This window comes from Rugamonas sp. DEMB1, from assembly GCF_029834475.1.
Classification (GTDB): Bacteria; Pseudomonadota; Gammaproteobacteria; order Burkholderiales; family Burkholderiaceae_D; genus Rugamonas; species Rugamonas rubra.
This window is the reverse complement of record NZ_CP122407.1, coordinates 3,004,818-3,025,125: the sequence shown is the minus strand read 5'-3', so window position 1 is coordinate 3,025,125 and position 20,308 is coordinate 3,004,818. Positions and strand designations below refer to the sequence as shown.

At 61.3% G+C, this 20,308-nt stretch carries 21 protein-coding genes and 1 pseudogene; 16 read left to right on the top strand and 6 right to left on the bottom strand.

Going from position 1 to position 20,308, the window contains the following annotated elements; genetic code table 11:
• The first annotated feature begins 5 nt into the window (after positions 1-5).
• Genes QC826_RS13680 through QC826_RS13660 form a run of 5 tightly spaced genes read left to right on the top strand, consistent with a single transcriptional unit; the run spans position 6 to position 3,772 of the window.
• Entirely contained in the window at positions 6-800 is a 795-nt protein-coding gene (locus tag QC826_RS13680) for an SDR family NAD(P)-dependent oxidoreductase (RefSeq protein ID WP_279766077.1), read from the top strand.
• A 10-nt stretch (positions 801-810) separates the two neighbouring features.
• A complete protein-coding gene (locus tag QC826_RS13675; protein ID WP_279766076.1) occupies positions 811-1,980 on the top strand; it encodes a hypothetical protein in 1,170 nt (389 codons plus the stop codon).
• A gap of 53 nt (positions 1,981-2,033) precedes the next feature.
• On the top strand, positions 2,034-2,501 hold the full coding sequence (locus tag QC826_RS13670) for an AMP-binding protein (RefSeq protein WP_279766075.1): 468 nt from the start codon (positions 2,034-2,036) through the stop codon (positions 2,499-2,501).
• Positions 2,419-3,540 carry an AMP-binding protein gene (locus QC826_RS13665; protein WP_279766074.1) on the top strand — a complete coding sequence of 374 codons (1,122 nt, stop codon included), beginning with the start codon at positions 2,419-2,421 and terminating at the stop codon, positions 3,538-3,540. Before QC826_RS13670 ends, QC826_RS13665 begins: the two co-directional genes overlap by 83 nt.
• Positions 3,527-3,772 carry an acyl carrier protein gene (locus tag QC826_RS13660; RefSeq protein WP_193616226.1) on the top strand — a complete coding sequence of 82 codons (246 nt, stop codon included), beginning with the start codon at positions 3,527-3,529 and terminating at the stop codon, positions 3,770-3,772. Before QC826_RS13665 ends, QC826_RS13660 begins: the two co-directional genes overlap by 14 nt.
• A 41-nt stretch (positions 3,773-3,813) precedes the next feature.
• Here QC826_RS13660 and QC826_RS13655 read toward each other — a convergent pair whose 3' ends face one another.
• On the bottom strand, positions 3,814-4,212 hold the full coding sequence (locus tag QC826_RS13655) for a hypothetical protein (RefSeq protein ID WP_279766072.1): 399 nt from the start codon (positions 4,210-4,212) through the stop codon (positions 3,814-3,816).
• 1 nt (position 4,213) lies between these two features.
• Here QC826_RS13655 and QC826_RS13650 point away from each other — a divergent pair, with 1 nt between their 5' ends.
• From QC826_RS13650 to QC826_RS13605, 10 genes are all read left to right on the top strand, one after another.
• Positions 4,214-4,795 carry a 3-oxoacyl-[acyl-carrier-protein] synthase III C-terminal domain-containing protein gene (locus QC826_RS13650; protein ID WP_279766071.1) on the top strand — a complete coding sequence of 194 codons (582 nt, stop codon included), beginning with the start codon at positions 4,214-4,216 and terminating at the stop codon, positions 4,793-4,795.
• Positions 4,796-4,978: 183 nt separating this feature from the next.
• Complete coding sequence (locus tag QC826_RS13645; protein WP_279766070.1) at positions 4,979-5,437, top strand: PhzA/PhzB family protein; 459 nt, start codon at positions 4,979-4,981, stop codon at positions 5,435-5,437.
• 93 nt (positions 5,438-5,530) lie between these two features.
• Positions 5,531-6,151 (top strand): isochorismatase family protein, encoded by a 621-nt coding sequence (locus tag QC826_RS13640; protein WP_279766069.1) that lies wholly within the window; start codon positions 5,531-5,533, stop codon positions 6,149-6,151.
• Complete coding sequence (locus QC826_RS13635) at positions 6,148-8,112, top strand: anthranilate synthase family protein (RefSeq protein WP_279766068.1); 1,965 nt, start codon at positions 6,148-6,150, stop codon at positions 8,110-8,112. Before QC826_RS13640 ends, QC826_RS13635 begins: the two co-directional genes overlap by 4 nt.
• On the top strand, positions 8,103-8,435 hold the full coding sequence (locus tag QC826_RS13630) for a hypothetical protein (protein ID WP_099416180.1): 333 nt from the start codon (positions 8,103-8,105) through the stop codon (positions 8,433-8,435). The genes QC826_RS13635 and QC826_RS13630 overlap by 10 nt, the downstream gene beginning before the upstream one ends.
• Positions 8,436-8,449: 14 nt before the next feature.
• Positions 8,450-9,298 (top strand): PhzF family phenazine biosynthesis protein, encoded by an 849-nt coding sequence (locus QC826_RS13625; protein WP_279766067.1) that lies wholly within the window; start codon positions 8,450-8,452, stop codon positions 9,296-9,298.
• 3 nt (positions 9,299-9,301) lie between these two features.
• Entirely contained in the window at positions 9,302-9,934 is a 633-nt protein-coding gene (locus QC826_RS13620; protein ID WP_279766066.1) for a pyridoxal 5'-phosphate synthase, read from the top strand.
• A 28-nt stretch (positions 9,935-9,962) separates the two neighbouring features.
• Entirely contained in the window at positions 9,963-11,021 is a 1,059-nt protein-coding gene (locus QC826_RS13615) for a hypothetical protein (protein WP_279766065.1), read from the top strand.
• Positions 11,021-12,418 (top strand): aldehyde dehydrogenase family protein, encoded by a 1,398-nt coding sequence (locus QC826_RS13610; RefSeq protein WP_279766064.1) that lies wholly within the window; start codon positions 11,021-11,023, stop codon positions 12,416-12,418. Before QC826_RS13615 ends, QC826_RS13610 begins: the two co-directional genes overlap by 1 nt.
• A 90-nt stretch (positions 12,419-12,508) precedes the next feature.
• Positions 12,509-13,588 (top strand): 3-deoxy-7-phosphoheptulonate synthase, encoded by a 1,080-nt coding sequence (locus QC826_RS13605; protein ID WP_279766483.1) that lies wholly within the window; start codon positions 12,509-12,511, stop codon positions 13,586-13,588.
• Between the two features lie 272 nt (positions 13,589-13,860).
• Here QC826_RS13605 and QC826_RS13600 read toward each other — a convergent pair whose 3' ends face one another.
• Together QC826_RS13600 and QC826_RS13595 are read right to left on the bottom strand one after the other, a co-directional pair.
• On the bottom strand, positions 13,861-15,027 hold the full coding sequence (locus tag QC826_RS13600) for a site-specific integrase (protein ID WP_279766063.1): 1,167 nt from the start codon (positions 15,025-15,027) through the stop codon (positions 13,861-13,863).
• A gap of 182 nt (positions 15,028-15,209) precedes the next feature.
• The gene (locus tag QC826_RS13595; RefSeq protein WP_279766062.1) at positions 15,210-16,781 is read right to left on the bottom strand and encodes a sensor domain-containing diguanylate cyclase; all 1,572 of its coding nucleotides are present in this window, start codon (positions 16,779-16,781) and stop codon (positions 15,210-15,212) included.
• 273 nt (positions 16,782-17,054) lie between these two features.
• On the opposite strand from QC826_RS13595, the gene QC826_RS13590 reads away from it, so the two are divergent.
• Entirely contained in the window at positions 17,055-17,483 is a 429-nt protein-coding gene (locus QC826_RS13590) for a hemerythrin domain-containing protein (RefSeq protein WP_093389694.1), read from the top strand.
• 123 nt (positions 17,484-17,606) lie between these two features.
• Here QC826_RS13590 and arsH read toward each other — a convergent pair whose 3' ends face one another.
• The 3 genes and pseudogenes from arsH to QC826_RS13575 all read right to left on the bottom strand — a co-directional run bounded on the left by arsH (position 17,607) and on the right by QC826_RS13575 (position 20,278).
• Positions 17,607-18,344 carry an arsenical resistance protein ArsH gene (gene arsH / locus QC826_RS13585; protein ID WP_279766061.1) on the bottom strand — a complete coding sequence of 246 codons (738 nt, stop codon included), beginning with the start codon at positions 18,342-18,344 and terminating at the stop codon, positions 17,607-17,609.
• A gap of 14 nt (positions 18,345-18,358) precedes the next feature.
• Complete coding sequence (locus QC826_RS13580) at positions 18,359-19,645, bottom strand: arsenic transporter (RefSeq protein WP_279766060.1); 1,287 nt, start codon at positions 19,643-19,645, stop codon at positions 18,359-18,361.
• A gap of 131 nt (positions 19,646-19,776) precedes the next feature.
• Positions 19,777-20,278, bottom strand: a pseudogene (locus tag QC826_RS13575) (arsenate reductase ArsC).
• Positions 20,279-20,308: the final 30 nt, after the last annotated feature.

Here is a 20,308-nt window from a genome sequence, read left to right as displayed (position 1 = left end):
CACATATGAATACATGGGTAATCAGTGGTTGTTCCAGTGGTTTGGGGCGGTGCTGGACAGATTCGATCATAACCGGACGCAAGGAACGGGTGATCGGAATCACGCGCTCAACTGCGGCGGCGGAGGAAATGGCGAAATTGTACGGCGATCTCTTTGTTGCCTGTGTCGCGAATGTCGACGACGCCGAAACCCTGGCCGAAAAAATGGCGCAAGCCATAAAAGTCGCCGGCAAGCCGAACAGAATCGTCACCGCTGCCGGCTATGCCCAATTCGGCACGCTTGAGGACTTGTCGAACGAACGGATCAGAGATCAATTCAAGACCAATGTTGAAGGCACGCTGAATGTTATTCGGCCGCTCTTGCCGATTCTACGGGAGGCCGGACCGTCGCGGATCCTTTTGGTTTCCAGCATGAGCGGCGTGGCGTGCTGGCCACTCCTCGGCGCCTATCAAATCAGTAAATACGCGGTGGAAGCAATATCCGACACACTGCGCCGCGAACTGATCGGTACAGATATCCAGGTTGGTTGCATAGAGCCGGGCCCGCACAAGACCGGATGGGCTACCACGTATGCGCGGCGCGAGGAAATTAGCCCGTCTTACCACGCCGCCGATCTCGCCGCAGCGGCGCGGTGCGGATACACCATTCGGGAGCCGTCATCCAGCCTGCCGTTCTTTTGGAATATGTTTGACGCCCCCGTCATGCCTCGGCGAATGGCAACTTCGCGTGAGTTCGTCGATTTCGCCATCGCAGAGGCGGAACAAAAAATTCAAGAATGGAGACTTACCCTTGACTACTAAATTGACACCCATGAAGTATTCGCTGGTGGACGCGGACGTCGACCGTATCATCGGCCTGTATTCGGAGGCCGATAGGGAAGAGCTGTCGAGTGAATTGCTCGACGTGCTCAGAATGTCGGATGTCGTCAAGATTCTCGACGAAAGTCGGGCCGCCGGACCTGGTTCGCTGCGCGACGTTCTGCGGGTTTGCCAAAAACTGGGAAAAACCGACGCGTCGCTCGCCTGGGTAGTCGGCGTGTCGAATTCGGCTTGGTCGACGAGGGGGTGTTTCCATTCACTGGAGTCCGCCGACCCGGCGATAGAGCGAAATAGAATTCTCGCCATGGTGCTGGGGCGTCCTGGATCGCTGAAGAAGGACGCCTCGAGCGGCGCCTATTTATTGAACGGCGAATGGAAGTACGCTTCCGGCTGGAAGTATTCCAGCTATTTCTTCTGCCTCGCCGTGGTTGAAGGTGGTGCCGTTCCCGATATTCGCATGGTCGCGGTGCCGGCCGGCAAGCTCAATTTGATCGGCGACTGGCAAGCCACCGGACTGCGGGGTACGCAAAGCGTGACTTTGCGCGCCGTGGATGTCGAAATACCCGACTGCAATATGGAGGACTATTCCCGCATCTTGTCCGGAGAGAATCGCGCAGCCAATCGATCCGGCCGCGGCGAAAACCAGGCGTCATATTCCGGGCTGTTCACCGGCGTACTCATGAATTGCCTCATGGGTTCCATGCTCGGGGCAACCGAGGCCGCGTTGGAGTTTGTCGCGGCGGCAGCGGATAAATTCCCGATAGTCGGGAGCACCTACACATCAATGAGCGCCTCCGGAGCGATCAGGGCGGAACTGGGGCGCCTGCACAGCGCGCTGGATTTGTACAAGAGGGCGGCGGAGTACAACGCCGACGTGATCGACAAGTCGGCAATCGACAGCAGCATCGCTTTGACGACGCAAGACAGGGTGGATAGTCGCGGCCGCGTGACACAGGTGATGCGTGGTTGTGTCGACATTGTGCAGGATCTTCTGTGGATCTACGGCTCTTCCGGCCTGGACAAAGGCTGCGTCCTTGAAAGGATATGGCGGGATGTGAATGTTGGCGCTCGCCATGGGGGATTCTCCAAATTTGTCCCCGAGGAAGCAGTCGGCCTGGCGTTCATTGGCCGCGATCCGAAAGAAGTCACAAGAATGTTTTAACCATGAACCCGATGTGAGTTCGCCCTCGGGCGAGCGAATTATAAGGTGAAGAAATGGACGACCATAACAAAATCGCCGCGACGGCCGGAATGAAAATACGGCCGCTGGCGGATGCTCTGAACGAACTCCTGGTATCGCATCCTGATGCGCCGGCGGCGATACAAGGGGACGAGCTTAGGACGTATAAACAGCTCAGCGAAGCCGCGCAAGCCGTCGCGCTCCAGTTGTTGAACGCTGGAATCACGCCAGGCCAGCGCCTTGCGTTGTATTTGCCCCGCTCCATCATGCTGTATGAAACGATCTTGGGCTGTTTGATCGCAGAAGTATCGTTTATGTCGCTGCCGCGGGGACTCGATAAAGCCGAACAAATCAGCGAGGCAAACCGGGCGAACTGCGTCGGAATCTTGTCGAACGAGGCCCTGTCTTCGAAGCGGCGGGTTGGCAATAGGCGGGATCGGACATTTTTGGAAGTCGACGGAAGCGATTCGCCCTCCCGCCGAGCTCGGGGAGACTGGCGTTGAAGTCTACTGCGTCAGGACATCGGGAACGACCGGCAAACCTAAAGTGGTTCCAATCCACGCCACCCAGCTTACCGCGTTTCTCGACAATTCAAAAAGTGTGATGGGCATCTCCACGCATAAAAAATGGATCTGGATGCATGATCTTTCATTCGATTATTCCATCTGGGATACCCTCGGATGCCTGAGCCATTCCGGTTGTTTGGTGATCCTGGATGAACACATGAAACACGATGCCAGGGCCACGCTGAATCTCATCGCCAATACCGGGCTGAACGTTCTTTCGGTCACCCCATCGGAACTCAGATATATATTTTCTCGCGCCCATGTCGACATGAGTTTTGACGAACTCAGTTTAACCGACATCATCATTGCCGGAGAGAAACTCTCGAGCAGCACGCTACTGCCCTTATTCGGCGAATTGAAGCGCAAAGGCGTGCACTTGACGAACGCCTACGGCCCGTCGGAGGCGACGGTGTTCTGCCTGGTCCACCATATCAGCGAGGAAGATACTCGACAGGAATCGATTCCTATCGGTAGCCCGTTGCCGGGCATGGTGTTCGAACTGGAGTCGGCGAGCGGCTTGGACGAAGGCGAGTTGATTATCCGCGGCGCCCAAGTGTTTGGTGGCTACGATGGAGGCGAGCCTCTGACGGACGGCTATCGCACAGGTGATATATGCCGGCGCGACCGGCGTGGCCATTTTGTTTTTGTCGGCCGATCCAACGGCTATCAAAAAGTAAATGGCTTCCGTGTCGAACCGTATGAAATAGAGGAGTTTCTGCAGTCGCTGCCGGACGTGGATGAGGCCGTCGTCTCGGTCGAGAACGATAGCGATATCGGTGATTTCCTGGCCGCCCATATCAGAGTGCGGCCGGATGGCGACTTGACCACGCGCGACCTGCGCCTGGCCTGCGCAAAACTGGCGCCCTACCTGAGGCCGTCAAAGTATTTCTTGGTCGAAAATAAGGACTGGCCGATCAATGAGCGGGGCAAGACAGACCGTATGTTGTTACGAAGGAGGGGACATGAACAAAGATAATATCGGACGGCTGGCGCTCATGCGCGAGGTTGGGCGGATACTCGGCGAACCCGACATCCGACCCGGCGACAACTTCATTGAACTTGGCGGAAACTCGATCTTGGCCCTCCAGGTGGCCGGGGTTTTGCACGACAAGGAGGGAATCGAGATCAACATCGCCCAGTTGTTGGCCGACCGCTTGGGAAATGTCTGTATAGATCAATCTAAAACAAGACGGGAGATTGCGGAATGAAGGTGCTGGGGATTGGACATGTGCTACCACAACCGATGAGATTAGCCGAGGCCGATCATCCTAACAGGCTCCAGCTGGAAGCGATTAGGCTCGCCGGCTACGATAAGTATTGGGTGAATAACGACAGCGCGCGCGCAATGGGAACCCGGGCCGTCGTCGCCGCGCTGGAAGAGTCTGGTTACGGCGTCGATGATATTGGCTTCATTGTTGCGGGACAGTCCAATATCCCTGACTTCATCGGTATCGACTTCGCCTGCCAAGTTGGCGCGGAGCTGGGTGGCTTGAAAGCGAGAACGATCAACCTGGTAGAGGGATGCGGATCCAGCATTAGCACTTGGTTCAGTGCAAACAGCCTGGTTCGCCACTTTGAAGGAAGGCCAGGTCGGTGTGATTGTTCTCGCCCAACGTGTCAGCGAGCCGCATCTGGATAGGTTCGGCATTATGAACGCCATTCTCAGCGACGGCGCCGTCGCCGCCATCGTCGCTGGAACCGACGCCCCCTCCACCGGATGTGGTTTTGTCTATAAGGGCGGGCATGATATTTCGGATACCCGCTTCGTGGATATGATGCGATTCGAGCGCGGCGGAGGCGTGGGCCCGGTTCTGGCTGAAAATCACGACAGCCGACAAGACAAACTTGGCCGCGACCGGATCATGGAACTATATCGTTTCTCGGGAAGCGATCTCACCGCCTTTTTAAAGCTGCGGACCGAGAATACGATCCAAATCATCGAGTCGTGTTTGGCCGAGGCCGGTTGGGGCAAGGACTCTGATTTGACTCTCCTGCATACCTTGGAGGGGCGCCAAAGTATGGAAAACCTCGCTTCGCGGCTTGGCATCGCAAAGGAAAAGACCAACGTCGATTTGGTCGCCGAGATCAGCCATATGGGATGTGTCGACCAGCTGATCTCACTCGACATAATGAGAAAGCAAGGAAGAATCCAGCCGGGCGGGCGGGTGGCCATGAGTGCCATCTCCAGTGGAATGAAATGGGGATGTTGCTTGCTCGAACTCGAAAAATAAGATGCATATTCATGGAATAGAGTCACATCGCAGAGTTCCGCAGTTGCGGTCTTTGCGTTCGTTAGGTAGTGCCTTTTTATCGGAACGCTCGAATCCGGTTTGGTTTCCGGAGGCGGGTTAAGTTGTTCATTCACACTAGAACCGGCCGGCGATTACCCGTTGGCGCAAACAAGGAAAAACAGCATGACGCAATTGAGCATCCAGCAAAAGAATCGAGAAATTGTCGAACAGTATATGGGTACGAAAGGACAGGACCGGTTGAGGCGCCATGAGTTGTTCAATGAAGATGGCTGCGGCGGGCTTTGGACCACTGAAACCGGGGAACCTATTGTAATCCGGGGGAAATCCCGTTTGGCCGAGCACGCCGTTTGGTCGTTGCAGTGCTTTCCAGACTGGGAGTGGCACAACGTTTCGGTATTCGACACACAGGATCCGAATAAATTTTGGGTGGAATGCGATGGCCACGGCCTTATCCGTTTCGACGGCTATCCAGAAGGCGTCTATCGGAACCATTTCATTCATTATTTCGAGTTTGAAAACGGGAAGATCAAACTTCAGCGCGAATTCATGAATCCTTGCCAGCAATTCAAGGCCTTGGGGCTGCCGGTGCCCCGCATTGTCAGGGCTGGCATTCCCGCCTGAAGCAAGCGCAGCATCTTTGTTTCACTCCGCCGTCGAGCGGGAACTTTATTTATTTTTAAGCGTAATATTTGAAATATAGATAATAGGAAAAACATGAGCATCCCGGAGATAGAGAATTACTCGCTGAACACGCCTGAGTTAAGCGCCGTGAATGTAGTTAAGTGGGAACACGAGAGTCGCCGCAGTGTGCTGCTGGTCCATGACATGCAGCGGTACTTTCTGAAGGCGTTCCCGCTTCCGTTGCGGACGAAGCTGATCGAACATTGTCGCGAGCTTGTCTCGTATGCGCGGGAGCACGGCATACCGGTTGTCTACACCGCGCAACGTGGTGATATGACGGACAAGGAGCGCGGCCTGCTTTTCGATATATGGGGCAAAGGGATGAGTAGCGCAGCTGAGCACACCGCCATAGTCGAGGAGCTGGCGCCGCAGGCGGGAGAAACGGTGCTGGCCAAATGGCGCTACAGCGCTTTCCACGCCACCTCTTTCGACGACATTTTCCGCGAATATAAGCGCGACCAAATCGTCATTTGCGGCGTGTTCGCGCATATCGGCATACTCGCCAGCGCGGTCGACGCCTATTCGCGGGATATCGAAGTATTTCTCGTTCAGGATGCCATCGCCGATTTTTCGATGGAGAAGCACGCGCAGGCTTTGCATTACGCCGCCGAGTGTTGCGCCAGGGTGCTGCCGACGCGAGAGCTGCTCAAATGAGCGCCTCGCCCGCCGTGGCACACAGCGTCCTGCGCCAAGCGATCGAAGGTGGCTTCAACGCCTACGCGCTGCTCTATCGGCCGGGGCGCTTTGAAGAGCCGACACTGGAGGTGTTAACCGGAACGGAGAAGTTCCTCGATAGCCTGAGCGAACTGGAGCGGATTCAGGACGGGCAGCGCAAGGCAGGTCGATGGGGCAGTCTTCTGGTCGCCCCCTATCGACAGATTGAAGAACGTGGTTTCACCGTCATAGATGATGACGCCAGCCTGCTGGCCATCGCCGTCGACCAGTGCGAAACGATGCCCTTGGAGCAGGCGATTTCGAGCTTGCCCAATGTGCCGGTCAATATCGACAACGCGCATTTTTCGCCGGATGACGCGGCGTACGAAGATATTGTAAAGAAAGTTATCGAACAGGAAATCGGCGCGGGCGAAGGGGCGAACTTCGTCATCAAACGCACGTTTGCCGGCGATATCGCCGACTACGAGGACCGGGTCGGGCTGACGATTTTCCGCAATCTGCTGCGCCAGGAAAAGGGGGCGTACTGGACGTTCTTTATCCGCTTGGGGAACATCACCCTGGTCGGCGCGTCTCCGGAAAATCATATCAAGGTGGATGGCAAATCGGTGTCCATGACGCCAATTAGCGGCACCTATAGGTTTCCGAGCACAGGTCCGACCCAGGACGGGCTGTTGTCCTTTCTCAACGACAGTAAAGAGGAGGACGAGTTGTCCATGGTTCTCGACGAGGAGCTGAAGATGATGACCGACATTTGTTCGTCGGCCATTCGGGTCCACGGCCCCTATTTCGTTGAAATGTCGCGGCTCGCCCATGTCGGCTACCGCATCACGGGTGAATCGGAACGCTCCATATCCGACATTTTGAAGCGCTCGATGTTTGCCCCGACCGTGGTCGGCAGTCCATTGGAAAACGCCACCAGGGTAATTGCCCGCTACGAAACTCGGGGCCGTTCCTACTATAGTGGATTCGCGGCGGTGATTGAATCCGGCGAAAACGGCCCGGCGTTGGATTCCGCGATCATTATCCGGACCGCTGAAATTTCAAACAATGGAAGAATGGAGGTCGGTGTCGGCGCCACTCTGGTGCGCGACTCGGATCCCATTATGGAGATGAAGGAAACCGCGGCGAAGGTGTCGGCGATGCGGAATGCCATGGGAGTCGGTTCGGGCGAAGCCGCCAACGCGGATGGAATGGCGGCCAATTCCCCTGGCGCCGCCAAGGCGCCGCCGCCGGGCGCCCGTCCGGCGCAACACAGCAGTTCTTGCTGGTCTGCTCCGGTGCAGAAATCGCTGGCGGAGCGGAATGACAGACTGTCGACATTTTGGCTGAAGCAGGATTTTTCCACTCCGTTTCAAGACGACGGCCCGGCAATCGTTATCCTGGACAACGAAGACGCGTTTACTTCGATGATGGAGTATCAACTTCGGCAGAGCGGCTTGGCGGTCGCGGTCAAATCCTATCCCTCGATAGGCACGATAGGCGACGGCGAAGTGCTGATTGTCGGACCCGGGCCGGGTGATCCGCGCAAACTGGACGATCCGCGTGTTGCCACCAGCCGGCGGCTGATGCTGGCGGCGTTGGAACAAAATCAGCCCTTCATTTCGGTTTGTTTCGGCCACCAAATACTTTGTTCCTTACTCGGACTAAAAATCGAACGGCTTGCCTCACCCAACCAAGGATTGCAAAAGGAAATATCGATCTTCGGCGAAGCCGAGACGGTTGGCTTTTACAACACCTTCGCCGCAGTCTGCGAGGTGGATAGCATGCAAGGCCGGTACGGCGAGATTCAGGTGTATCGCGATCCGGAAACAAAGCAGGTACACGGGCTAAAAGGCGCCAATTTCTGCTCAATGCAATTCCATCCGGAATCGGTGCTGACGAAGGATGGATTCAGGATACTCGCCGACGCGGTGTTTTCCATGAGCGCGGTATGTTCATAGAACTGGCATGGTGGGACCTCAACGAGAACGACCCGGACGTCGACTTCCTGGCGGCGAGTTTGAACAGCCAGGTTTTGCGGCAATGGGAGGGCGTGCACAACATGACGGCCAAACTTTGGCTGGTGTCGCGCAATACGCCGCGTTGGGGGGCGTTGATGATTTGGCACGGAGCAAAGCCGGATATTTCAACGATGCCGCCCAACATGTCGGCGCAAATCATCGGCCGGCCGCCCGATCATCGCACCGCGTTCGACGTGCTGAACGAAGCCTGTCTGGACGGCTGGAGTATTGCGCCACTGCGCGAGAAGGCTATTGATAATTGATATATTGGTGAAATATGCATAAATATACTGTTGTAAATTCTTTTGGTCGAGAACGCTTCACCGGCAACCCGGTCGCGGTCTTCTTTGGATGCGACGGCTTGGACGCCGAGAGCATGCAGAAGATCGCGGTGGAACTGAATCTCTCCGAGACGACGTTCGTTTCCTCGCCATTGAACGGGGGCGATGCGAAGGTCAGAATTTTCACTCCGGTGAACGAGCTGGCCTTTGCCGGCCACCCCCTGCTGGGCACCGCCCTGGCATTGGCGAAGGAACGAGGTGTTTCGGAGCTGAAAATTGAAACGGGAAAGGGAATCTTCCGGTTTTCAATCGACGCCGTGAAAGAGCAACCTTTCACCGCCTATGTGCAAATGGAGCAACCCAGCCCGGTCGTCTCCCGTTACGAGCACGAGCCGGCGTTGCTCGATGCGCTGGGCTTGGCGCACAGCACCTTGCCGGTCGACATGTACGATGTCGGCCCCCGACACGTGTTTGTCGGTGTCGAGAATATCGCCCTTCTGTCGAAAATCAGCCCGGACTTAAAGAAACTGGCCAAGTTGCCCAATATGGCGGCGCTTTGTTTCAGCCCGGACGGCGAGGGTGGCTGGCGACTGCGCATGTTTTCCCCCGCCTATGGCGTGTCGGAGGATGCGGCGACCGGCTCCGCCGCCGGCCCGCTGGCGCTCCATCTTGCCACATATGGGATGGCGGAGTTCGGGCAGAAAGTCAAGATCACGCAGGGCGTGGAGATGGAAAGGCCGTCGCGCATGGATTCCATCGCCAACATGGAGGAGGGCGGGCCGCGTCTCGAAGCGGGGGGCTATGCCTATCAAGTTGCAACTGGTCAATATTTCATCCAGGGCTAGCATATGAGCAGCGCTTTCGAAAGCATGACGGGAAAAGTCGACCACTCCTTTGGCGAGTACGACAGCGATCCTGCCGATCCGATCGCCGTGGCCCAAAAATGGTTGCAGGAGGCGATAGACGAAAAGGTCCGCGAACCGCGGGCCATGGTGATGGCGACGGCGAACAGCTCCGGGGCGATGTCGTCGCGCGTCATGGCGATTTTGGAGTTTGCGTCGAACGGCGTGGTTTTTGCCACGCACAGCTGCAGCCGGAAAATTAGAGATGTGGCCGAGTCCCCGTTTGCGTGCGGACATTTCTACTGGCGTGAGCTCGGCCGCCAATTGTCGGTGAGCGGGGAAGTGAAACAGCTTAGCCGGGAACGGGCGGTCAAGGAATGGGACAAGCGGCCCATCCCCTTGCACTCGATGTCAACGGCGTCCCATCAAAGCGAGCCTTTGGCGTCCTACGAGACGCTGCTCGCGGACGCGCAAAAACTCGACGGTATTGGCGCGTTGCCATGTCCGGAGCGCTTCCTCGTCTATGTTCTTGAGCCGAAGAGCATCGAGTTTTGGGCCTCGAGCTCCAATCGGATTCACAAAAGACTGCACTGCGAACGCACCGCGACAGGATGGACGAGCGCCAGACTCCAGCCTTAGATTGACTAACTATTTTAGGTCTACATTCATGAGTAAAATCGATTTCGAAACGCATTTGCGCGATGTGATGAATTGGCATTTTTCGCCGGAAAGCGGTTCGCCGTTTTGGCTGCAAATGCGCGGCCAGCTGGACTTCGATCCGGTGAAGGATGTGCGTTCGTTCGCGGATCTGTCGCTGTTTCCGGACATTAGCGACGCATTGCGCGATGTCGCGGTGGAGGACTTGCAGCCCAGGGGACTGGCGGACGCGGCCCTTGCCGGGGTGTTCGAAAGCGGCGGGACGACGGGCAGGGCGAAGCGCGTCGTCGCCTACGAGCAGTGGCTTCAGCAACTCGTCGATTGGCGTTTGACAGGTTTCAAGGCGGCGCCCGGAGGGGGGCGGAAGAATACCTTGGCGATCATCCCGAGTGGTCCCCACATCGTCGGCGCGATCAACCTGCGCCGTGCCAGGGCGTTGGGCGGACATTGCTTCACGGTCGATCTTGATCCGCGCTGGGTGAAGAAGCGGATCCAGGCGGGCGATATGGCCGCCGTGAAATCTTACTCGGATCATCTGATCGACCAGGCCGAAGCGATTATTGCAAGCCAATCCATCGCCTATCTGATCGCCACGCCGCCGTTGCTGGAGGCCATAGCGCGCCGCCGTCCCTTGGCCGAGTATCTGAATAAGAACCTCGAGATGATCACGTGGGGCGGCACGCAAATGAACGCGGACACGCTGGATTATTTGAAGACTTCGGTGTTTCCCGATGTCAACATGACCGCCAGCTACGGCAGCACGATGATCCTGTCCGAAACCAAGGCGCGGGCCGGCCAAGACCACAACGGTTCGCCGATTTTCGACAGTTTCGCCCCCTATGTGCTGCTGGAGGTCGTCGCGCCGGACAGCGGCGTACCGGTGCCGTTCTATGAGCGGGGAAGGGTGGTCATGAATCACTTGAGCAAGTTCGCGCTGTTCCCGAATATTCTGGAGCGCGATACGGCGGTGCGCCTTCCGTCGTTGGGCGAGCATCCGGGCGTGGCCGTGGCCGAGGTGAAGCCGGTTGCGGAGGTGGCGGGCACGGTGGTGATCGAAGGGGTGTATTGATGACGGCGGCCGACCTGGGCGCCGCGGCGGCCTGCCGATACCCTGGCATTCAAACGGTAGAAGCGCGCTGCCTCGGCGTCACCCACAGCTCGCGCCGGCGGGAGGACGTGCTTGATGTCGCCGGTCGGCTGGTCGGCGATTGTTCGATCATGCCGGGAGTCTATATCCAGGACAAGATCGCGCAGATGCGCGAGGCGCCGTCGCTGACGCTATCGCAACGGTATCAGCGCTTGGACCAGGCCGCCCGACTGTACATGGAGGCGACGCTGGCCGGACTGGGGCCGCAGGAGTACGTCGCCCTGGTTACCGGCACCACCGGCTTGCCACGGGCTATCGTCGAGGCTTCATTGGCAAGCATTTCCCATGGTCTGAGCAGTATGCGGGAGATCCTGCGGGCGGCAACCCCGGCCGGCGCGGTCTGGGAGAGCGGCGATCCGGCGGCGGAATCGGGTTGTAGTTTGTTTTCAAGACGGGCGGAGGTGCTCTCGGTCATTGCCGCAGGCAATGGTCCTGGCGTGCACGGGCTGTGGCCTCAGGCGATCGCAATGGGATACCGCACCTTGGTCAGGCCGTCCTCCCGGGAACCCTTCACCGCCCAGCGCCTGGTGGGCGCGCTGGAGTCGGCCGGCTTGTCCGACTATGTTGCCCTCGTTCCCACCGATCACGGCGGCGCGGAGACCTTGATTGCGCAAAGTGATTTGGCGATCGTCTACGGCGGGCCGGAAATGGCCGCCCGCTACGCCGGCGATGCACGTGTCCTGGTTCAAGGTCCCGGCCGGTCCAAGCTCGTGGTCGGCAGGGATGTCGGCCATGGCGAAGCCCTCGGTGTGGTCGTCCGGTCGGTGTTGGGACGCGGGGGCGCGGCCTGCGTCTCTGCCAGCGCGGTACTGGTCGAGGACGATCCCGAGGGATTCGCCAACAAGCTGAGGAAGGAGTTGGCGCACGCCGCGCCACGCCAGTCGCTGCGTTTTGCACGGGAGCAGGAGGCCGCCGCGTATGAAGATCTGTTGAAGTCGGACGATGTGCCGTGGGTCCATGATCGGGCCGCCGCCTTCGGCGCCCCCTTGATGCCCCATGTTGCCCTGGTCCGTAGCGCGGCGGACCCTAAAGTCCAGCGGGAGCTTCCCTTTCCTTGCGTGACGGTCGCTCCTTTCGACCCGCGGGAAGCTTATGCCGCCTTGTCCGGTTCGCTCGTCGTCACCGTGCTGTCGCGGCAAAGAGATCTCATCGACAGGGTGCTGGCGGACGCTTCAATAAGCAATGTTTATGTGGGCGACATTCCCACTACGTGGATGGACTACCGCGTTCCGCACGATGGATATTTGGCTGATTTTTTAATGTGCAACCGAGGAGTACGCGTGGACGCCCAATGGTTGGCCGCCACGCCAGCCGGCTAGGCAAGGTGCATGTCAGCAAGCAAGTTGGATTCATTTTCTTTCAACGTTTCCCCGACGTAGCGATGTGATAAGGAGAATCTATATGAGTGAATACGGCCCAGTACCGTCGATTTTGGCGTGCGCGACATGAAAGAACTCGCGCCGCCCTCGCACCTGATCCGTGAATTCGCCGTTGGCGAGCGGGCCAGGCAGACCTCCGCCAACGCGCGCAAGGCGCTGCAGCGCATTGTGCACGGCAAGGACGACCGCCTGATGGTGGTGATCGGTCCCTGCTCGATCCACGACACCAAGGCGGCAATGGAGTATGCGCACCGACTGGCGGCCCAGCGGGTGCGCTTTGCCGACGAGCTGGAAATCGTCATGCGGGTGTACTTCGAAAAACCCCGTACGACGGTGGGCTGGAAGGGCCTGATCAACGACCCCTACATGGACAACAGCTTCCGCATCAACGACGGCCTGCGCATGGCGCGCGAGCTGCTGTGCGACATCAACGAGCTGGGCCTGCCGGCCGGCACCGAGTTCCTCGACCTGATCAGCCCGCAATACCTCTCCGACCTGATCAGCTGGGGTGCGATCGGCGCCCGCACCACCGAGTCGCAGGTGCACCGCGAGCTGGCGTCGGGACTGTCCTGCCCGGTCGGCTTCAAGAACGGCACCGACGGCAACATCAGGATCGCCGTCGAGGCGATCAAGGCCGCCTCGCAGGCGCACCACTTCCTGTCGGTGACCAAGGGCGGCCACACGGCCATCGCCTGCACCAACGGCAACGAGGATTGCCACGTCATCCTGCGCGGCGGCAGGGCGCCGAACTACGACGCCGCCAGTGTTGAGCAAGCCTGCCAGCAGATCGCCGGGCTCGGTTTGGCGCCGCGTCTGATGATCGACGCGTCCCACGCCAACAGCTCGAAGCGGCCGGAAAACCAGGTGCCGGTGTGCGCCGACATCGCCGGCCAGGTGGCCGGCGGCGACGGCCGCATCGTCGGCGTAATGATCGAGTCGCACTTGGTGGCGGGGCGCCAGGACTTGCAGGCGGGCAGGCAATTGGTCTACGGCCAGTCGGTTACCGACGGCTGCATCGACTGGGCCGCCAGCGTGGACGTGCTGGAAGGTCTGGCCATGGGAGTGCGCCAGCGCCGCTTGAAAGACGAGTGCTTGATGACGGCCGCGTAGGGCCCGTCGATGCCGACGCCGGGTCCGCGCGCGGCGAGGCGGTGGCCAACTCGTCGGCGGACCTGCGGCCCAGGCGCGATTGACCGAACGTTGCCTACAGCGCCGCCGGCATCGTCGCCCGAACGCTGCCGGCGGAACTGCAACGGTTGTTGGAGTGTAGCGGACACCAAAACGGGCATCTTCGGATACGGAGGCTATTTTACATAATATAAATTATGCGAAGTTATGTAGCCGGATTGCTTGGTCCGTGGCGCATCCCCAAAACCGCGCACTCATACGATATTGTTACCGTTCACCGAAGCCAAAATCTCGTCGTGCCGCTCGTTGTCGGTCTTGTGCAGATACGCCGCCGTGGTGGCGATGCTGGCGTGGCCGGCGGTCTCCTGCAGCGTCTTGAGCTGCACGCCGTTGTTGGCGTGGTTGGTCAGCATGCTGTGGCGCAGCCAGTGCGTCGACGCCTGCCGCAGCGTGGCCGCCGTGTCGGCGTCGCCCAGCGCGGACGCGGCGCGCGCGGCGTCGTTGAACAGCGCCTTCAGCGCGTCGGACGCGGCCTCGTCGGAAATGCGCGCCGGCGCGCGGCTGCGGCTCGACAACACCAGCGGCATGTCGTCGGCGCGCACGGTCTGCGGCAGCAGTCCGTAGGCCTGGCGGTATTGTCGATAGGCGTCGAGCAGATCGTCCGGCACCGGCAGGCGCCGTGGCTTGCCGCCTTTGCCCATCACGTCGAGCCACCAGCGGCCGTTGCCTTCGGTGTACAGCGCGCCCATGTTGGCGCTGACGATCTCGTTGAGCCGGGCGCCGGTGTGCGTGTAGGCCAGCAGCAGGAAGCGGTCGCGGGCGCGGCGCCGCAAGGCGGCCGGCGTGCTGGCGGCGCGCGCGCCGACGGTGGCCAGCGCCAGGGCGATGGCCTGCTGCGTCAGGTAGCGCGTGACGCGGTTGGTGTGCGGCATTTTGACGTTTTTGACCAGGGCGCCGGGGTCGCGCCGCAAGTAGCCGGTTTGCTCGGCGAACGCCAGCAGGCCCTCGACGGCGATCATCGCCTGGCGCCGGCTGGCGTCCGACAGCGGCCCGCTGAACGGCCGGTAGCGCGGATCGGCGCGCGGCCATTTGGTGGTGGAAATCCACTCGGCCGGCGGCTCCCTGAGGAAATCCTTGTAGCCGTTCAGGTCGGCCACGTTGAGCATGCGCAGCGTTTTGCCGGCCTCTTCGCGGCACCAGGTCAGGAAGCGGAACAGCTCTTTTTGCGTGTTGGTGACGGACTTGGGGCCGAGTTCGCCATGGCCGATGAACTCGCGGGCGATTTCGCTGTCCGTCTGGGCGTCGGTGATGGCGTCGTCGGCGATGTCGCGCAGGCCGGCCAGGTAGCCCTTGCGCCGCTCGCCTTCCCCAAGGGTGGCGGCGGTGGCCGGCGCCAGGTCGATCAGTTCAAATTTTTTCATCGAGTTTTTGGAGGTGCCGCTGGCAAAATACTGTTCATTCAACCAGTGAATTATACAGTATTCCGCACAGTATTTTAACTCGACAATATGAGGAGTAATCTCGAGTTCAAATACTTGGGGAGAGGGCGCTTGCGTGCTTGCAACGGGCCGCAAGCCGATGCTCGAATCGGCTTCAGGCGGCTTCAGGCGCACTGCTCCAGCACTTCGCTGCGCGCGCAGACCCGGTTCCTGCCCCCTGCCTTGGCTTGGTACAGCGCCTTGTCGGCCGCCTCGACCAGATCGAGCGGCCGCCTGTCCCTGGTCGCCGGGACGAAGGCCTCCACCCCCACGCTCACCGTGACCCGGCCGCCGGGACAGCCGGCGTGGGTCAACTCCAACAGTTCGATGGCGAGCCGGATGTTTTCGCCGACGGCCACCGCGCCCGCCACGTCCGCTCCCGGCAACAGCACCGCCAGCTCTTCCCCGCCGTAGCGGGCGGTCAGGTCGCCGGGCCGGCGCCTGCCCTGCGCCACCGCCTTGCCGATGGCGCGCAGGCAGGCGTCGCCCGCCGCGTGGCCGTAGATGTCGTTGTACTGCTTGAAGCAATCGACGTCGATCATGATCAGGGCCAGCGGGCTGGCGTTGCGCACGGCGCGGCTGAACTCCTCCTGCAGGGCGGCGTCGAAATGGCGCCGGTTGGCCAGGCCGGTCAGGCCGTCCTGCATGGCCAGCGCGGCCAGCGTGCGGTTCAGGCTCTCCAGCGCGTGGCGCGCCGTCAACAACTCCCCTTCCGCCTCGGCGCGCAGGCGGATCTGCTTGAGCAGGCGCATGCCCAGCAAGGCCAGGCCCAGCGTCAGCGTGGCGACGGCGACGGCGTGCAGCCAGGCGTCGGCGCGCCAGCCGCTCAGCATTTCGCTTTGCGACAGCGCCGCCGACACCACCAGCGGGTACTGCTGCACCCGGCGGTAGCTGTTGATGCGGGTCACGCCGTCCTGGCCGGAGGTGAAGGTGCTGGTGCCGGCCGGCGCGCGCGGCAGGTAGTCGCGGAACAGCGGCAGGCGCGAAATGTCGCGCCCCAGCGACTTCTCCTCGAACGGCCGGCGCACCAGCATGACGCCGTTGTCGAGCGCGACGAAGATGGCGCCGGAGCGGCCGATGGCGAAGCGCTGGTAATAACGGCTGAAGTAGTGCATGTCGATGCTGGCCATGACCACGCCGGCAAAACTGCCGTCGGGCCGCTCGAGCCGGCGCGACACCGTCACCACCCAGGCGCCGCTGGCCCTGCCGAGGATGGGCGGGCCGATGTGCGCGCCACGGTCGCGGTGGTCGCGGTGGTACAGGTAGTATTCGCGGTCGGCGCTGTCCTGGCCGGCGGTCGAGTTGCTGCGCGAGTTCAGCAGCCAACCGCCGTCCGGCCCGATGACGAACAGCGCGTGCATTTGCGGCAGCTCGTTGACATGGGAGATCAGCAACTGGCGCAGCCGCGTCGGGTCGTCGGCCGGCAAACCGTCCTTCTCCAGCCGCTCGACCAGGCCGACCAGGATGGTGTCGGCTTGCTTCAGGGTGTCGTAGGCGTGCTGGGCGACGGCATGGGCCAGGTTGGTGGCCGAGGCTTCGGCCTCGGCCAGTTGAATGTCGCGCGTGCGCATCGCCTGCCACAGTTGCATGACGAGCATGGAGAGGCAGACCAGGACGATGAAGGTGGTGGCCAGCAAGGCGACACTGCGCCGTTGTGGTACGGACTGGGCCGGACTGGCGTCGGGCGACGGTGCCATTGGCGATCCTTTGCGATGTGGCGCTGCCCTTCCCCTTCGGGCGGCGGAAGCCATGCGGCGATTAGGCTTGCTACTTGCCCTCCAGTATGACCAAATCCACGCGCGCTATTCTCTCGAATACTAACCTCGACTGCGGTGTTGACCTGTCTCATGCCGCGCCGTGGCTATTTGGCCCATCAAGTTAAAGATGTATTTAGTTTGCTTGTTTGATTCGACGGGTATAGAATTACCCCGAACCAATTAAACATGCCAACCAGAAATAAGGACAGCGCCATGAACATCGACAAATTCAAACACCAACACATCGACATCCTCAGCGCGATCGGCGCGTTGCGCAACCTGGTCCAGGGCGGCATCGGCAAGAACGCCGTCGACATCGCCGCCCGCGTCGTCGCCATGAGCGGCGTCATCAAGCTGCACCTGGCGGTCGAGGACCGCGTGCTCTACCCGACGCTGGAGGCCAGCGGCAACGCCGAACTGGCCCGCCTGAGCCAGCACTACCGCAACGACATGACCGGCATCGCCGGCAGTTATTTGGCCTTCGCCGGCAAATGGAACACGCCGCGCCTGCTGCTCGACGAGCCGGAGACCTTCCGCGCCGAGGCCAACCAGGTGCTCAAGACCCTGTACGAGCGGATGAAGAGAGAGGACCGCGAGTTTTATCCCGCCATTGAGGCGGCGCTGATCGCGGTCGCCGCTTGAACGCGGCTCTGGATATCACGCGGCGCAGGGCCAGGCTAGGGCAGCGGTGGTCCAGAGCTTGGCCATAACCCGGCCATAACTAGCGAATAACTTGGCAACATCGCGGCAGGAATACCGCCACTGTCAACGGTTCTCGTGGGCCATGGCGGCCGCCGCCAACTGCCGCACCTCGGCCGGCGCGGCCTCCTTGCGTTCGCTGTAGCGGCTGGTAAGGTAGTCGCTGCGGTCGCGGATCAGCAGCGTGAACTTGAACAACTCCTCCATCACGTCGGCCAGGCGGTCGTAGTAGGCCGACGGCTTCATCCGCCCCGCCTCGTCGAACTCCTGGTAGGCCTTGGCCACCGACGACTGGTTGGGAATGGTCACCATGCGCATCCAGCGGCCCAGCACGCGCAGGCCGTTGACGGCGTTGAACGACTGCGAGCCGCCGCACACCTGCATCACCGCCAGGGTCTTGCCCTGGGTCGGGCGCAGGCTGCCTATCTCCAGCGGCAACCAGTCGATCTGCGACTTGAACACGCCGGTGACGGCGCCGTGGCGCTCCGGGCTGCACCACACCTGCCCCTCCGACCAGGCCGACAGCTCGCGCAACTCCTGCACCTTGGGGTGCTCGGGGCCGACGCTGTCGACCATCGGCAGGCCGTGCGGGTCGAACACCCGCGTCTCGGCACCGAAATGGCGCAGCAGGCGCTCGGCCTCCAAGGTCAACAGCTTGCTGAACGAGCGCTCGCGCAGCGAGCCGTACAGCAACAGGATGCGCGGCGCGTGGGTCGACACGGCGGGTGGTTGCAGCTTGTCCAGCGTCGGCAGGTCCAGGTGCGGGCCGCTGATGTTGGGCAGGTCGGAAGTTGGGTGGTCCATGCTTGGCGCTCCGTTCAAAGTGTGGTCAGGCGCAGTGCCAGCGCGGCCAGCGTCAGCAGCAGCACCGGCAAGGTCAGCACGATGCCGACGCGGAAATAGTATCCCCAGGATATGTCGATCTTTTTGCTCGACAACACGTGCAGCCAGAGCAAGGTGGCCAGGCTGCCGATCGGGGTGATCTTCGGCCCCAGGTCGCTGCCGATGACGTTGGCGTAGATCATCGCCTCGCGCACCACACCCTGGGCGCTGCTGGCGTCGATCGACAAGGCGCCGATCAGCACGGTCGGCATATTGTTCATGATCGAGGACAGCAAGGCCGTCAGCAGGCCGGTGCCGAGCGCCGCGCCCCACACGCCGTGGGCGGCGAACTGGTTCAGCAGGCCGCTCAGGTGGCCGGTCAGGCCGGCGTTGCGCAGGCCGTAGACCACAAGATACATGCCGAGCGAGAAGACGACGATCTGCCAGGGCGCGCTGCGCAGCACCGCGCCGGTGGAGATGACGTGGCCGCGCCCGGCCACCAGCAGCAACAGCGCCGCGCCGGCCGCCGCCACGGCGCTGATCGGCACGCCGAGCCGCTCCAGGCCGAAAAAGCCGACCAGCAGCATGGCCAGCACCAGCCAGCCGGCGAGGAAGGTGGCGCGGTCGCGGATGGCCTCGGCCGGCCGCTTTAGTTGCGCCAGGTCGTAGTCCTTGGGAATGTCCTTGCGGAAGAACAGGTAGAGCGCCGCCAGGGTGGCCAGCACGGACACCAGGTTGACCGGCGCCATCACTTGGGCGTAGCGGGCGAAGCCGATGTGGAAGAAGTCGGCCGAGACGATGTTGACCAGGTTGGAGACCACCAGCGGCAGGCTGGCCGTGTCGGCGATGAAGCCGGCCGCCATGACGAAGGCCAGGGTGGCGCGGGCGTCGAAGCGCAGGGCCAGCAGCATGGCGATGACGATGGGGGTGAGGATCAGCGCGGCGCCGTCGTTGGCGAACAGCGCGGCGACGGCGGCGCCGAGCAGGACCAGCAGGGCGAACAGCCGCCCTCCCCGGCCGCCGCCCCAGCGTGCCACGTGCAGCGCGGCCCACTCGAAGAAGCCGGCCTGGTCGAGCAAGAGGCTGATGATGATGACGGCGACGAAGGCGCCGGTGGCGTTCCAGACGATGTTCCAGACGACGGGAATGTCGGCCGGTTGGATGACGCCGGCCAGCATGGCCAGCGCCGCGCCCATGGCGGCGCTCCAGCCGATGCCGAGGCCGCGAGGTTGCCAGATCACCAGGACCAGGGTGGCGAGAAAGATGAGAAACGCGGTCAGCACGGCGGGATTCCTTGTTGTGGTTGGACGGTATGGCTACGCGCCGGCACGCCGTCCGGCCGCTGTGCGGGACGGCAACGGCGCACGGCGCCAGCTTGCGCAGGCCCGGCCTTAGTCCGGGTCTTGGACTGGATTTAGATCGCGCTTGCGCCGATCGCCTTGAGCTCGTGGTGGATGGCGTTCTTTTCGAGCATATGCAGCGGCAGGCTGGCGAACACGTTGACGCGCGTCATGATTTGGCGGAACACCTTGTGGAAGGCGGCGCGCTTGTCCTCGTCGCTGCCGACCACCGCCGCCGGGCCCTCGAAGCCCCAGTGGGCCGACATCGGATGGCCCGGCCAGTAGGGGCAGACCTCGCCGGCGGCGTTGTCGCAGACGGTGATGATGAAGTCCATCTGCGGCGCGTCGGCGGCGCCGAACTCGTCCCAGCTCTTGCTGCGCAGGTTCTCCAGCGGATAGCCGGTGCCCTGGATCTGCTCGACGGCGAAGGGGTTGACCGCGCCGGCCGGCTGGCTGCCGGCGGAATAGCCCTTGAAACGGCCCTTGCCGATGGTCGTCACCATGGGCCTCGGCCATGATGCTGCGGGCGGAATTGCCGGTACACAGGAACAGCACGTTGTAGACTTTATCGCTCATCGGAAACTCCTTCGTTCGTTGGATGGGAAA

What these genes read in the sequence shown, in the direction of transcription:
- QC826_RS13680 (WP_279766077.1), top strand. Translation starts at nt 6, where the DNA reads ATGAATACATGGGTAATCAGTGGTTGTTCCAGTGGTTTGGGGCGGTGC.
- QC826_RS13675 (WP_279766076.1), top strand. Translation starts at nt 811, where the DNA reads ATGAAGTATTCGCTGGTGGACGCGGACGTCGACCGTATCATCGGCCTG.
- QC826_RS13670 (WP_279766075.1), top strand. Translation starts at nt 2,034, where the DNA reads ATGGACGACCATAACAAAATCGCCGCGACGGCCGGAATGAAAATACGG.
- QC826_RS13660 (WP_193616226.1), top strand. Translation starts at nt 3,527, where the DNA reads ATGAACAAAGATAATATCGGACGGCTGGCGCTCATGCGCGAGGTTGGG.
- QC826_RS13655 (WP_279766072.1), bottom strand. Translation starts at nt 4,212, where the DNA reads ATGCCGAACCTATCCAGATGCGGCTCGCTGACACGTTGGGCGAGAACA.
- QC826_RS13650 (WP_279766071.1), top strand. Translation starts at nt 4,214, where the DNA reads ATGAACGCCATTCTCAGCGACGGCGCCGTCGCCGCCATCGTCGCTGGA.
- QC826_RS13645 (WP_279766070.1), top strand. Translation starts at nt 4,979, where the DNA reads ATGACGCAATTGAGCATCCAGCAAAAGAATCGAGAAATTGTCGAACAG.
- QC826_RS13640 (WP_279766069.1), top strand. Translation starts at nt 5,531, where the DNA reads ATGAGCATCCCGGAGATAGAGAATTACTCGCTGAACACGCCTGAGTTA.
- QC826_RS13635 (WP_279766068.1), top strand. Translation starts at nt 6,148, where the DNA reads ATGAGCGCCTCGCCCGCCGTGGCACACAGCGTCCTGCGCCAAGCGATC.
- QC826_RS13630 (WP_099416180.1), top strand. Translation starts at nt 8,103, where the DNA reads ATGTTCATAGAACTGGCATGGTGGGACCTCAACGAGAACGACCCGGAC.
- QC826_RS13625 (WP_279766067.1), top strand. Translation starts at nt 8,450, where the DNA reads ATGCATAAATATACTGTTGTAAATTCTTTTGGTCGAGAACGCTTCACC.
- QC826_RS13620 (WP_279766066.1), top strand. Translation starts at nt 9,302, where the DNA reads ATGAGCAGCGCTTTCGAAAGCATGACGGGAAAAGTCGACCACTCCTTT.
- QC826_RS13615 (WP_279766065.1), top strand. Translation starts at nt 9,963, where the DNA reads ATGAGTAAAATCGATTTCGAAACGCATTTGCGCGATGTGATGAATTGG.
- QC826_RS13610 (WP_279766064.1), top strand. Translation starts at nt 11,021, where the DNA reads ATGACGGCGGCCGACCTGGGCGCCGCGGCGGCCTGCCGATACCCTGGC.
- QC826_RS13600 (WP_279766063.1), bottom strand. Translation starts at nt 15,027, where the DNA reads ATGAAAAAATTTGAACTGATCGACCTGGCGCCGGCCACCGCCGCCACC.
- QC826_RS13595 (WP_279766062.1), bottom strand. Translation starts at nt 16,781, where the DNA reads ATGGCACCGTCGCCCGACGCCAGTCCGGCCCAGTCCGTACCACAACGG.
- QC826_RS13590 (WP_093389694.1), top strand. Translation starts at nt 17,055, where the DNA reads ATGAACATCGACAAATTCAAACACCAACACATCGACATCCTCAGCGCG.
- arsH (WP_279766061.1), bottom strand. Translation starts at nt 18,344, where the DNA reads ATGGACCACCCAACTTCCGACCTGCCCAACATCAGCGGCCCGCACCTG.